Source organism: Allobosea sp. CRIB-10, from assembly GCF_900112185.1.
GTDB lineage: Bacteria > Pseudomonadota > Alphaproteobacteria > Rhizobiales > Beijerinckiaceae > Allobosea.
Map to the genome: position 1 here is coordinate 66,583 of NZ_FOKP01000024.1, position 12,022 is coordinate 78,604.

At 64.0% G+C, this 12,022-nt stretch carries 14 protein-coding genes; 1 reads left to right on the forward strand and 13 read right to left on the reverse strand.

The features are described from left to right. Positions 1-114: 114 nt before the first annotated feature. The 5 genes from BMZ69_RS24260 to BMZ69_RS24280 all read right to left on the reverse strand — a co-directional run bounded on the left by BMZ69_RS24260 (position 115) and on the right by BMZ69_RS24280 (position 6,421). Entirely contained in the window at positions 115-3,288 is a 3,174-nt protein-coding gene (locus BMZ69_RS24260) for an efflux RND transporter permease subunit (protein ID WP_092161697.1), read from the reverse strand. Continuing rightward, positions 3,285-4,694: an efflux RND transporter periplasmic adaptor subunit gene (locus BMZ69_RS24265; protein ID WP_244543514.1), complete on the reverse strand. Its 1,410-nt coding sequence runs from the start codon at positions 4,692-4,694 to the stop codon at positions 3,285-3,287. Before BMZ69_RS24265 ends, BMZ69_RS24260 begins: the two co-directional genes overlap by 4 nt. Positions 4,695-4,729: 35 nt before the next feature. After that, positions 4,730-5,176, reverse strand: coding sequence for a FixH family protein (locus BMZ69_RS24270; RefSeq protein WP_348272490.1), 447 nt, complete (start codon positions 5,174-5,176; stop codon positions 4,730-4,732). An 80-nt stretch (positions 5,177-5,256) separates the two neighbouring features. After that, entirely contained in the window at positions 5,257-5,595 is a 339-nt protein-coding gene (locus BMZ69_RS24275) for a hypothetical protein (RefSeq protein ID WP_092161699.1), read from the reverse strand. A gap of 640 nt (positions 5,596-6,235) precedes the next feature. Then, the gene (locus BMZ69_RS24280) at positions 6,236-6,421 is read right to left on the reverse strand and encodes a hypothetical protein (protein WP_092161700.1); all 186 of its coding nucleotides are present in this window, start codon (positions 6,419-6,421) and stop codon (positions 6,236-6,238) included. Between the two features lie 401 nt (positions 6,422-6,822). On the opposite strand from BMZ69_RS24280, the gene BMZ69_RS24285 reads away from it, so the two are divergent. Continuing rightward, positions 6,823-7,926, forward strand: a complete 1,104-nt coding sequence (locus tag BMZ69_RS24285; protein WP_139219172.1) for an SGNH/GDSL hydrolase family protein — start codon at positions 6,823-6,825, stop codon at positions 7,924-7,926. A gap of 255 nt (positions 7,927-8,181) precedes the next feature. Here the strand turns inward: BMZ69_RS24285 and BMZ69_RS24290 are convergent, their stop codons facing one another. From BMZ69_RS24290 to BMZ69_RS24325, 8 genes are all read right to left on the reverse strand, one after another. Next, entirely contained in the window at positions 8,182-8,892 is a 711-nt protein-coding gene (locus tag BMZ69_RS24290; protein ID WP_092161702.1) for a MauE/DoxX family redox-associated membrane protein, read from the reverse strand. A 75-nt stretch (positions 8,893-8,967) separates the two neighbouring features. Beyond that, complete coding sequence (locus BMZ69_RS24295) at positions 8,968-9,414, reverse strand: DUF305 domain-containing protein (protein ID WP_092161777.1); 447 nt, start codon at positions 9,412-9,414, stop codon at positions 8,968-8,970. Positions 9,415-9,483: 69 nt separating this feature from the next. Beyond that, positions 9,484-9,957, reverse strand: a complete 474-nt coding sequence (locus tag BMZ69_RS24300; protein WP_244543515.1) for a DUF305 domain-containing protein — start codon at positions 9,955-9,957, stop codon at positions 9,484-9,486. After that, positions 9,924-10,259: a four-helix bundle copper-binding protein gene (locus BMZ69_RS24305; RefSeq protein ID WP_092161705.1), complete on the reverse strand. Its 336-nt coding sequence runs from the start codon at positions 10,257-10,259 to the stop codon at positions 9,924-9,926. Before BMZ69_RS24305 ends, BMZ69_RS24300 begins: the two co-directional genes overlap by 34 nt. A gap of 144 nt (positions 10,260-10,403) precedes the next feature. Beyond that, positions 10,404-10,883 (reverse strand): DUF411 domain-containing protein, encoded by a 480-nt coding sequence (locus BMZ69_RS24310; protein WP_244543520.1) that lies wholly within the window; start codon positions 10,881-10,883, stop codon positions 10,404-10,406. A gap of 2 nt (positions 10,884-10,885) precedes the next feature. Then, positions 10,886-11,074 (reverse strand): hypothetical protein, encoded by a 189-nt coding sequence (locus BMZ69_RS24315; RefSeq protein ID WP_092161708.1) that lies wholly within the window; start codon positions 11,072-11,074, stop codon positions 10,886-10,888. Between the two features lie 116 nt (positions 11,075-11,190). After that, entirely contained in the window at positions 11,191-11,475 is a 285-nt protein-coding gene (locus tag BMZ69_RS24320) for a copper-binding protein (protein ID WP_092161710.1), read from the reverse strand. Between the two features lie 35 nt (positions 11,476-11,510). After that, complete coding sequence (locus tag BMZ69_RS24325) at positions 11,511-11,996, reverse strand: cupredoxin domain-containing protein (protein ID WP_175506954.1); 486 nt, start codon at positions 11,994-11,996, stop codon at positions 11,511-11,513. Between the last annotated feature and the right edge of the window lie 26 nt (positions 11,997-12,022).

Consider the following 12,022-nt stretch of genomic DNA (forward strand, 5'->3'; position numbering starts at 1 on the left):
AAATCGGTCGTCAAATCCAAGGACCCTAACGCGGCCTGTCCCTCAGCCTAGGTGTCGCCAGCTACGGTTATGCACTCAAGGTCTTGCCAAAGCACCTGACAAAAACAGTAACAGTCATTGCGCAGCTCCCGCACCAGCGGCATTGGTTTCACCGCTAACATCCGGCTCCGCTGCGGCCACAGGCAACCCATACCCCTTAATTAGAGCATAGATCGCCGGGATTACCATAAGCGTTAGCACGGTCGAGGAGAGCATGCCGCCGATCATCGGCACGGCGATGCGCTGCATCACTTCCGATCCTGGCCCCGTGCTCCATAGGATCGGGATCAGTCCGCCCATGATGGCAACGACGGTCATCATCTTGGGACGGACGCGCTCGACCGCGCCGAGCATAATCGCCTCGCGTAGTTCGGCCCTGGTGAAGGGCAGGCCGTCGCGAGCGCGCGCCGCCTTCACCTCGATGAGGGCGTGGTCGAGATAAATCAGCATGATCACCCCGGTCTCGGCGGCGACGCCGGCGAGCGCGATGAAGCCGACCACGACCGCGACCGAGAGGTTGAAGCCGAGCCACCACATCAGCCACAGGCCGCCGACCAGCGCGAAGGGCAGCGAGAGCATGACGATCAGCGTCTCGGTCAGCCGCCGGAAGTTCAGGTAGAGCAGAAGGAAGATAATCAGCAGCGTCACCGGCACGACGACGGCGAGTTTCGCCTTGGCGCGTTCGAGATATTCGAACTGGCCGCTCCAGGTCACGAAGGAGCCGGGCGGGAACTGGATGCTGGCTGCGACCGCGGCCTTTGCATCGGCGACATAGCCGCCGAGATCGCGGTCGCGGATGTCGACGAAGATGTAGATCACAAGCTGGCCGTTCTCGGTGCGGATCGTGGTCGGGCCGCGCGCGAGCTTGATCGAGGCGACCTCGCCGAGCGGCACGGTGCCGCCCCCGGGCATGCCGACGAGGACTTCGCGCGCGATCGACTGCGGGTCGCTGCGATAGTCGCGCGGATAGCGGATGTTGACGCCGTAGCGCTCGCGGCCCTCGACGGTCGTCGTCACGGTCTCGCCGCCAAGCGCGGTCGAGACCGAATCCTGCACGTCGCTGATCATCAGGCCGTAGCGTGCGAGCGCGTCGCGATCGGGCGCTACGTCGAGATAGTATCCGCCGATGACGCGCTCGGCATAGGCGCTGGCGGTGCCCGGCACCGCCTTGACGACGGTCTCGATCTGCCGGGCGAGCTTTTCCATTTCGACGAGGTCGGTGCCCAGCACCTTGATGCCGATCGGCGTGCGGATGCCGGTCGCCAGCATGTCGGTGCGCGCCTTGATCGGCATTGTCCAAGCGTTCGAGATGCCGGGAAACTGGAGCGACTTGTCGAGTTCCGCGATCAGCCCGTCGATGCTCAGGCCCGCCCGCCATTCGCTCTTGGGCTTCAGGTTGATCACGGTCTCGAACATCTCGGTCGGGGCCGGGTCGGTCGCGGTCTCGGCGCGGCCGGCCTTGCCGTAGACCGAGGTCACCTCGGGGAAGCTCTTGATGATCCGGTTCTGGGTCTGCAGCAACTCGGCCGCCTTGGTCACAGACAGCCCGGGCAGGGTCGTCGGCATGTACATCAGCGTGCCTTCGTTCAGGCTCGGCATGAACTCACTGCCGAGCTGACGCGCCGGCCAGATCGAGACGGCAAGCGCCGCCAAGGCCAGCAGGATGGTCACGGTCTTGGCCCGCAGCACCAGCCCGATCAGCGGGCGATAAAGCCAGATCAGCAGGCGGTTCACCGGGTTTTTGTGCTCGGGAACGATTTTTCCGCGCACGAAGATCACCATCAGTGCCGGCACCAGCGTCACCGACAGGATGGCGGCCGCCGCCATAGCGAAGGTTTTGGTGAAGGCGAGCGGGCTGAACAGCCGCCCCTCCTGCGCCTCCATGGTGAAGATTGGCAGGAACGAGACGGTGATGATCAGCAGGCTGAAGAACAGCGCCGGGCCGACTTCGCTCGCCGCCTCGATCAAGGACTCGATCCGGGGCTTGCCGGGTGGCGCACGTTCGAGATGCTTGTGGGCATTCTCGATCATCACGATGGCCGCGTCGATCATCGCGCCGATCGCGATGGCGATGCCGCCCAGGCTCATGATGTTGGAGCCGAGCCCGAGCAGCTTCATCATGCCGAAGGCCATCAGGATGCCGACCGGCAGCATCAGGATCGCGACCAGCGCGCTGCGGACATGCAGCAAGAAAACGAAGCAGACCAACGCCACGATGATGCTCTCCTCGATCAGCGTAGCCTTCAAGGTCGCGATCGCGTCGTTGATCAGGGTCGAGCGGTCGTAGACCGGCACGATCTCGAGGCCCTTCGGCAGGGCCGAGGCCATCTCGGTAAGTCGTGCCTTGACGTTCTCGATCACGCTCAGCGCGTTCTGGCCGAAGCGCTGCAGGGCGATGCCGCTGGCGACCTCGCCCTCTCCGTTCAGCTCGGTAATGCCGCGGCGCTCGTCGGGGCCGAGCTCGATGCGCGCCACGTCGCTCAGCAGCACCGGGGTGCCGTTCTCAACCTTGAGCACGACGGCGGAGAGATCGGCGACGCTTTTCAGGTAGCCGCGGCCGCGCACGATGAACTCGAACTCCGAGAGCTCGACCGTGCGGCCGCCGACATCGGCATTGCTGCCGCGGATCGCGTCGCGCACCTTCGAGAGCGGGATCTCGAGCGAGCGCAGCCGGTTGGGATCGACCACGACATTGTACTGCTTGACGAAGCCGCCGACGCTGGCGACCTCGGCGACGCCCTCGGCCTTGGCGATGCCGAAGCGAATGGTCCAGTCCTGCAGCGAGCGCAGCTCGGCGAGCGATTTGTCCTTGGCCTGCAGGGCGTATTGGTAGACCCAGCCGACGCCGGTGGCGTCGGGCCCCAGCGTCGGCGTCACACCGGCCGGCAGCCGGCGGGCGGCGCCGTTCAGGAACTCGAGCACGCGCGAGCGGGCCCAGTAGATGTCGGTGCCGTCTTCGAAGATGATGTAGACGAAGGAGACGCCGAAGAACGAGAAGCCGCGCACAACCTTCGATTTCGGCACCGTCAGCATGGCGGTGGTCAAAGGATAGGTGACCTGGTCCTCGATCACCTGCGGCGCCTGGCCCTTGTATTCGGTGTAGACGATCACCTGCGTGTCCGAGAGATCGGGGATCGCGTCGAGCGGCAGGGTCCTGAGGGCATAGGAGCCCGACGCCACCGCGAAGAGCGTGCCGATGAAAACCAGCATCAGGTTGCGCGACGACCAGGCGATGAGTTTCGCGATCATGGCTGCGTCTCCCCGCCAATGAGGCTCTGGAGCGCCGCCTTGAGATTGCTCTCGGCGTCGATCAGGAAGTTGGCCGAGACCACGATCCGGTCCTCCGCGGCGACGCCCTCCATGATCTCGACGCGGCCGGCGCCGCGCCGGCCGAGCTTAACCTCGCGTGGCTCGAACCGGCCCTCGCCCTTGTCGATCAGCACGATCTGGCGTGCGCCGCTGTCGATCACGGCGTCGTCGGCAATGTTCAGGACCGGCTCGTCGTCGCCAGTGGCGATCTGCGCCTCGACATACATGTCGGGCTTCAGCACGCCGTCTGGGTTGTCGAGCTCGACCCGGACGCGGCCGGTCCGGGTCTCCTTGTTGATCTGCGGATAGACCAGCGCGACCCTGCCGGTGAAGCTCCTGCCGCGCATGCCGCGCGGGGTGACCGTGACCGCCTGGCCGGGCGCGACCATCCCGAGATCGCGCTCGGCCAGATCGATCCGCGCCCAGACCAGCGAGATGTCGGCGATCCGGAACAGCACATCACCGGGCCCCGCCCGCATGCCGTTCACGGCCGCCCGCTCCAGGACCACGCCGTCCTGCGGGGCCGGCCAGGCGACGGCGACCGGCACCTCGCGCGTCCGCTCGATCGCGCTGAGCGCGGCGTCGGGAACGGCTAGGTTCTCCAGCCGCCGGCGTGCGCCCCTGACGCCCTGCGCCGGGATCGGACCGTCCGGGCGCCCGTTGAGCACGGTGACGTACTCGGCGGCCGCGCTCGACAAAGCCGGGCCGTAGACCCTCATCAGCGGCTGGCCCTTGCGCACGCTCGACCCCGTGGTGACGTCCTCGACCGTCTCGACGAAGCCCTCGAAGCGCAGCGCCACGACCGAGACGCGGCGCTCATCGAGTTGGATCGTGCCCGGCGCGCGCAGCGGCAAGGAAAGCGGGGTGAAGGCGACCGGCTCGGAGCGCACCCCAGCCTTCTGCAGCTTGCCGGCGCTGACCTTGACGATACCGGCCTCCTCCTCCTCGCCCTCGAAGACGGGGAGGTAGTCCATGCCCATCGAATCCTTCTTGGGCGTCGGCGAGGTGTCGGGCAGGCCCATCGGGTTGCGGTAGAATTTGATGCGTTTGGGCCCGGCGGCAGCGACTTGGTCTGGAGCCGCCGACGGCGGGTCGAACCGGATATCCTGGCTGGCGCGCACGGACAGGTAGTCCTTGCCGGCAACCGTTTTGGCGGGGGCGGCCGAGAATGCCGCAAGCCCGTCTGGATCCCGATAATAGACGATCGGCCCGCTTCCGGCCGGCTCCAGCCCGGCTTTCGAGGCCCCGGCGCCCGGCAGCCATGCCGGCAGCGTCATGTCGGAGCGGCCCGCGATGATTCCGCCGACCGCGGCGGCCGCCACGGCGATAACGACGGCCAACAGCATCAGCCCATTTCCGGCTAGGTTTCGGCCTGCGCGGGTCATGGCAGCGCCTTCAGGGTCAGGCGGCTTTCGAGCGTGCCGGTCTCGCCCTGAATCTTCGCAGCAAGCGACAGCCGCCAGCCGCCTTCCATGGTGAGGTTGACCTTGAAGCGGTAGAGGCCGGGCTCGGTGCTCGGCAGCGGCTCAATAGAGGTCTTCATCCCCTCCATACCGTCCGGCTGCATGTCGAGCCGCGTCGCGAAGATGACGGCGTCGGGAACGAGGCTGCCGTCCGTTTTGCGGATCAGACGGACGGCGACTATGCCCTCGCCCGTCCTTGTCTCCTGCTCCACGAGCTGGAAGTCGTAATCCTTGATATCGGCTTGGGCGCAGCGCTTCCCAAGATCAGGGCGAGCGCCATCAGCGCAGCCCCGCGGGTGCGCGAAACAATGTCCAACGACATGATTGATCTCCGGATTCCATAAGCCGCACCGATCGATCGGCAAGCGGACCGCGATAGAAGCTGACAGTTGTGAAGCGTCCGAAACGAGCCGGACGGCCTTACGCGCTGTCGGCGGTCATGGAATCAGGAACGGGGCGGCCTGGCGGGCGGCCCCGGCTCGAACTCGGCGCGACTGAGATCGTCGAGACCGAGCAGAACAGGCGCAGCTCGATAGGCGACTGAATTCGCGCCCGCCGCGGCGGGCGCGACGAAGACGCTGGCCACGGCGCAGTACGCCGCAAAAGGGCAAGGCGCGCGGACATCCATATCACCGCCGTCATCCGTTGACGGGTTGGCCTGCATCATCATGGTGCAGTCCGAGGCGCGCGGCATCGCCATCGCGGCCGGCGTCCAGCCGGAAACGATCAATCCCACGATGATCGCGGCGCGCAAAACGAGCCGCAGGGCGACACGGGCGATCATTGCAAAACAATACCCAAATCCGCCTCCGCTCACAAGCTTCGGACGCCCGCTGTTTCAAAATCGCCTACGCCGCTCTCGAGACAGTGATAGACCGCGGCGGCGAAGGGCGTCCAGCGTCCGCAGCAGAGTGATCCAGCGTACGGCATCGCCTCCGGTATGTGGAACGCTGCACCTGCACACTTCGCTGCACCGAAGCGGGTCAATTCAAGACAGGCGCTGCTTCAGCCGGCTCGGGCCGGCCAGTGCGGGTGCAGGTCGTCGATCACGACGTCATGGGCGTGGTGCTCGCCATGCTAGTTGAGATGTGGGTGGTCGTTCTTAAGCCCGGGGTGATCATGCTCCAGCGCTTCGCTGCTCTCGGCAGGCCAGACCCGGGCCGCGAGCATAACTGCTGACAAAGTCGCCGCCCCGAAAAGCGCGGCCAGAGCCGCAAGCGGCATGCTGACGCCGAGTTAGCCGGCCAAGGGGATAGGTGATCAGCCAGCAAGCATGCGAGAGCGCGAACTGAGCCGCGAATACGGCCGGGCGGTCCTCCGCATGGGCCGAGCGTTGCAACAGCCGACCGGATGGCGTCTGGGTCGCCGAGTAGCCGATGCCGAGCAGAGCCCAAGTCGCCAGCAAAAGGCCCCCAGTCTGTGGGCTAATCCGCAGGGGCGAAGGACCAGCCATTGGCGAAAAGCAGCACCGCGAACCCGACAAGCACGGCTGACAAGAAGCCTGCTGCTGTCAACGTCACCTTGCGATCTTCGGTCCGCTCGATAATGCGCGGCAGCGGTAGTGCAGACAGCATTGAGCCGCGGCCAAAGCAGGCGAGCGCCAGGGCCACGGCGTTGTCCCCGAAGCCGAGCCGGCTTTAAGTCAAGGTCGATGGCGTGCCGGGCTGGTTCTTCCGCAATCGCGGCTCCAGCGAGGTCACGATCATTCTGAAGACCAACGACGCCTATGGCGAGATCAAGCGCATGGTCTGACCGATACGCTCGCGGCCGGGCTCTCCTGCCGGGCCGGCTTCATAAGCTAGCGCGCTCGATCCGAACTCAAGACCTCCCGCGGGAAAAATGGACTCTGAACCGATTCTTCGACAGCCCGCCCCACGCGAACTTGCGGGTTAACCCTGAAGAACGGGCTGTAAAGCCGTGTTGCCCTTGCGATCTTGGCCGCGCGTCCCCTTGTTGCCGAGCGTTCAGCGAAACGGACAACAAGATCGATTTGCGAAGCCTGAGGGGGGTGATGACGATGATCATCCATGCGGTCGACATCAGGCCCCGCTGGCTCGGCCGAGCCTTCATCATGATCGCTGCAATAGCCGCGCTTGGCCTTTCGGTCTCCGCTCTTCATAGCCATGCTCCGGCCGACAACACGCCGCCGAACGTGACCGCGGTGGCTGTACTCGGAGATTCCAGCAGCCACTCATACCAAGATCGCTTGAGCTTCCCGCCGGGAACCTCCGACCGAGGCGGCGCGCTTCGCGCCCGCACCTTCCAGTGGACTGAAGTGCTGGCGCGGCTTCGTGGCGGCGAACTTAACTTCGGACCGTGGGTCCGCTGGGGGCAATCCAGTCCGATAACCTGGTTGATCGGGCTGGTCGGGCAGGATGCTGGCCGCACCCCGAGAAAAGAGGACTATCTTTATAATTTCGCCATCTCGGGTGCGACCTGCCGGGATCTGATGAACGGCAGGTTCCGGCGCTATCCCCAGGCGCCGCGGCTGGTCGAACTCATGAATGCGGATCCTTGGCGCTGGCGCAATGGCGTCGTCGTGCTCCGAATGGGCAACAATGATTGGGGCGCCGTGCTGGACGAGCAGGCGCGCGATCCCAAGGCGCCTGAAGTCCGTTCTGTCGCGGCGTACTGCGCCGACCAACTCGCCGCGACGATAAAACTGATCCGTGATGCCCATCCGGACACCCGTATCCTGGTTGTTGGTCTCGACAATGGTGCGAATGATGCCTCCGCGCCTGAGAGGTACTCCGCTGTCTCTCTTGCCAATGTGCAGGCGGCCTTCGTCGGCTTCAACGCGCAGCTGCGCGGGCTGGCGGCGTCAGACGAACGGATCGCCTTCTTCGACAACGGCGTCTGGTTCGAAAGCCTTTGGGGTCGGCGCGTTGCGGGGGGCAGTGCAACCTACAAAAGTGTCACCATCGGCGCGAAACTCCGGGTCACCAATACGGTGGGTGACGAGCCTACCAATGCGGAATTGGCCGATCATCATGCCGGATTGGCCTGGAACGCGCTGTGGGCGCAGGCTCTCGTCGCGCGTCTACGCGAGGCCTTCGACTTACCCTTGACCCCAATTAGCGACGACGAGGTGGCCCGCTTCGTCATCGCCCCATAAGGAAAATAGGCCGTCTTTATCCGCCGCCTGGCTCGCCGCGCGTGGTGGACAATGCCGCGTCGCGGCCGAAGCGGTGATCGACATCGTCGCGGGTATGGCTTCGGTCCTGTCGCTGGTCGGTTATTTGCTTTTCCAGTCTCCGCTTCCGGCTGCGGACCAGTCTCGTGCTCACACGGGTGAGTCTGGGAACGATGGCATACGTATTCGCCGCTTTCGTTCCTTAAAGCCGAGGGAACGCTGCAGCGAACGGTGAGCTCAGTGCATGCCCAACGCCATCCAGACGGCCATGGCGACCATCATCAGGTTTTCGGTCAGCGACACGAAGCCGAGTGGAACTCTGCTGCTACCCCCGACGCAGGCGCATTTGATCTCGCGACCATCGATATAGACAGCTTTGATCACGGATACTGCGCCGATCGTGCCGATGAAGGCCGCAATCGGAACAGAGAGCCATGTCAGCGCGCCCGCAATCATCAGGACGCCAGCCGCCAGTTCGGCATAGGGATAGATGTAGGAATAGGGCACCCAGCGCCGAGCGAGCAGGTCGTAGCCCAAGAACATGCTGGAAAAGCTCTCGACGTCCTGCAGTTTGAGCAGGGCCAGAATGCACATGCTGAAGGCGACGAACCACTCCAGCCCACGCAGACCGGCCAGCTGACCGGAAGCCGCCCAAGTAGCCGCAAGCGCCATCAGAGCGGCAACGGCAAAAACCCAGATGACGGGCGTGTAGCTCGTCGCATCGGGTTCTGCGACTGTCAGGCCGAAGAAGCGACGCAGATCGTCGTAGCCGCCGATCCGCTTGCCGTCGATGAAGGTTTGGGGTGTCGTCTTCACGCCATGTTCGGCCTTGAAGGCGTCGGTCTCCGCCCGTGACGTCAGCCAGCGGTCGTCGACGGCATAGCCGCGTCGGCGCAGCAGATCCCTTGCCTTCAACCCGAACGGACATTCGTGTTGCGGCATCACCATCCGATAGAGGGCGGCACGGCGTGTTTCTGTCGTCGTCACGGATTGATCTCTCCTAGCCTCGTCGAACGTGGGCGGTCACTGTCGCGCGAGTAAGGCTTCCATCTGCGCGATTTCCTTCCGCTGCCCGTCAACGATATCGCGACACAAGGCCTGTATCTCGGGATCGGTCAGCTTGGCCTTCTCGCACATCAGTATCGCACCGGAATGGTGCGGGATCATCGAGCGAAGGAATTCCGCGTTGCCCACGCCGGCCTGAGTCCGCATGCCGGCGAAGCTCAGCGCGAAGACCATTATCGCGCCAGCACCGATGGCCAGATTGGTCCGCGAAGACGGGAACATCGAGCGCATCGAGATCAGCATGATTACCGTCATCGGCGCGACCATCATCAGGGTCATGTAGACGTTGTTCAGGTTGAAGCGGAAATGCGCTACCGTCGCGATCATCGTGTACATGACGAGATACATGACGACGAAATCGAGTGTCAGCTCGAGCGCCAGCTTGCCGTAGCGGCCCTGCTTCATATCGCGATGATCGTCCATTCCGTATATCCTGACTGACGGTCTTCGGCGTTCGTCTTCCGGTCGTGAACCCTATTTGCCCTTCGCCTTGAGCCATTTGTCGATGGTCACGATTTCCTTTTCCTGAGCCGCGACGATCTCCTCGGCCAGTTTTTTGGCTTCCGCATCCTTGCCGTTGGCGAGCTCGACCTTGGCCATGTCGATGGCGGCCTGGTGATGGCCCTTCATCTGCTTCATGAAATCGACATCGGCATCACCGGTATAAGGCGGCATTCCGCTCATCATCGTCATCATCGACTGCTTGTAGCCCTTTGTCGCCGCCGAATCCGAGCCCATCGGCTGCATCTTCATGTGCATGCCCGGGTCCATCGCCGGCTTCGAGGCAGGCTGCTGCGCGGAGGCTGTCGAGATGGCAAGCGCGGATGAAAAAGCGATCAAGCTGAGACGTGTCATGCTGCTGGTTCCTTCGTTTGGATAAGGTCGTAGACCGATCTGCTGACGCTGAAAGGTTTTCAGGCGGCCATATTCCGGCAGCTTTCCGCGCAAGCGCGGCAAGCCTGGACGCAGGCGTCCATGTCCCCGAGGCGCTCGCATTCGCCGGCGCAGTCGGTGCAGATATCGGCGCACTCCGCGCAAAGATGCTTGTGATGCGGCGAGCCGATCAGCATCACATGGGCGGTGGCGCGGCATGTCTCAGAGCAGGCGAACATCAGCTGGATGTGCTCGGGGCGAGCGTGATCGCCGCCGAGCTCCAGGCAATGACCGGCGCTCATTCCGAGGCAGGTCTGGTAGCAGCTCAAGCAGGCATCGATGCAAGCCTGCATGCCCGGATCGGTGTGGTGATGCATGACGGATCTCCCAAAAGGATCATCTTGGAGAGACGCGGGGCGATACGGCCTGTTCCTGACAGTTACGTTTTGCAACATTCGTGGGACGCAGCCCGCCTTCCCCGTCAACTCTGCGTGTCGTGCTCCCGCTGCGAGATGGCGCGCCTAATGCCTCGCGAACAGGCGCGTCGAACCGTCGGAGGCGATCAGAAGCGTGTCGAACGCCTCAGCCGCCATCCCGGCGACTTCCATGCCGGGCGAGCCGACCGGCATCCCTAGGACCGCGAGCCCCCGTCCGTCGGGCTTCTCCGACAACAGACGTCTTATGTCGGGCGCCGGAACGTGGCCTTCGATGAAATAGCCCTCGGCCAATGCGGTATGGCAGGACTCGTAAACGCCCGGAACGCCGGCTCGGCTTTTGATCGCCGCCAGATCATCGAGCTCGACGACCTTGGCCGCGAACCCGGCCTTCTCGAGATGGCTCACCCAGGCCTTGCAGCAACTGCAAGCCGGCGTCCGATAGACGGTAAGGCGAATTGGAGGCTGTGCGGCGACAGCGCTCCCGACGGTCGATGTCATGGCAATCAGACCCGCACCGAACTGGCGGCGCGTCGCCATCCCGCTCTTCTCTCCCAGAATGAACACGTTCAACCCTGATCCTCGCGCATGTCGTACGATGCATGGCCCCCGACGCAGAGTCCTTTGACGCAGGTGACGATGATCACCTTATGCGACGTCGAGAAACAGTTGGCCTGGTAGGTCGCCGTTCCGTCTCGATCCGACAATTTATCGATCTTGGCGGTCGGGCAACCGGCCTCGACCAGCACCGAGGCCATGTTGCCGTCACTCGCCTCCGCATGGCTAGTGAGGGCAAGCGCGGTGGCACAAGAGAGTGCGCCGGCGACAAGCAGGGCTCGCCTCCGGCGCGCCCCGGAGCGCGTTTGAAGAGTCGTCACTTCTGGATCTTCGTGACCGTGATCTGGCCGTTGACACGCTCGGCCGTGAACTTGACCTTGTCGCCAGGCTTGACGGTCTTGAGCATGGCCGGATCGGCCGCCTTGAACACCATCGTCATGCCCTCCATGTCGAGGTTCTTGATCGGGCCGTGGTCAAGCGTGATCTTGCCCTGCTCGGCGTCGATCTTCTTGACGGTGGCGCTGACCAGTGGGGCGTTCTGGGCCAAGACCGGACTGGCGAGCAGCGCGGTCAGGGCGAATGCGGAGAGAACGGTACGCATGGTGTATCTCCTTGATGATCTGAAGGCGAACAACGTCACTTGACGATGATCTTGCCGGTCATGCCGGCTTCGCGGTGGCCGGGAATGAGGCAGGAGAAGTCGAATTCCCCGGCCTTGGTGAACTGCCAGACGATCTCGCCGGTCTTCTTCGGCATCAGGCGCTTGGCGTTCGGGTCGTCATGCTCCATGTCGGGGTTCTTCTGCATCTCGATGGCGTGCTTGAGGTTCTCCTCCAGCGTGGCGAGAACGAGTTCGTGGTCGAGCTCGCCGTTGTTGCGCATTGCCAGCTTGATCTGCTCGCCGCGGCGCACCTCGATGCGGTCGGGGATGAAGGCCATCTTGCCATCCTTTTCGGTCATCGTGACCTGGATGAGACGCGCCGGCTTCTTGGGATCGCCAGGCTTGCCATAGGCCGTATCGTCACCGTGGCCGTGCCCGGCGCCACCTGGGCCGGCGAGTGCCAGGGTCGCCGAGAACGCCAGGGCAGCAAGAGCGCTGAGTCCTATGATTCTGCTATGCATCATGAAGAAGGTCCTCGTTGCGGATG

What these genes read in the sequence shown, in the direction of transcription:
- BMZ69_RS24260 (WP_092161697.1), bottom strand. Translation starts at nt 3,288, where the DNA reads ATGATCGCGAAACTCATCGCCTGGTCGTCGCGCAACCTGATGCTGGTT.
- BMZ69_RS24265 (WP_244543514.1), bottom strand. Translation starts at nt 4,694, where the DNA reads ATGCTGTTGGCCGTCGTTATCGCCGTGGCGGCCGCCGCGGTCGGCGGA.
- BMZ69_RS24275 (WP_092161699.1), bottom strand. Translation starts at nt 5,595, where the DNA reads ATGATCGCCCGTGTCGCCCTGCGGCTCGTTTTGCGCGCCGCGATCATC.
- BMZ69_RS24285 (WP_139219172.1), top strand. Translation starts at nt 6,823, where the DNA reads ATGACGATGATCATCCATGCGGTCGACATCAGGCCCCGCTGGCTCGGC.
- BMZ69_RS24290 (WP_092161702.1), bottom strand. Translation starts at nt 8,892, where the DNA reads ATGGTGATGCCGCAACACGAATGTCCGTTCGGGTTGAAGGCAAGGGAT.
- BMZ69_RS24295 (WP_092161777.1), bottom strand. Translation starts at nt 9,414, where the DNA reads ATGAAGCAGGGCCGCTACGGCAAGCTGGCGCTCGAGCTGACACTCGAT.
- BMZ69_RS24305 (WP_092161705.1), bottom strand. Translation starts at nt 10,259, where the DNA reads ATGCATCACCACACCGATCCGGGCATGCAGGCTTGCATCGATGCCTGC.
- BMZ69_RS24315 (WP_092161708.1), bottom strand. Translation starts at nt 11,074, where the DNA reads ATGGCCTCGGTGCTGGTCGAGGCCGGTTGCCCGACCGCCAAGATCGAT.
- BMZ69_RS24320 (WP_092161710.1), bottom strand. Translation starts at nt 11,475, where the DNA reads ATGCGTACCGTTCTCTCCGCATTCGCCCTGACCGCGCTGCTCGCCAGT.
- BMZ69_RS24325 (WP_175506954.1), bottom strand. Translation starts at nt 11,996, where the DNA reads ATGCATAGCAGAATCATAGGACTCAGCGCTCTTGCTGCCCTGGCGTTC.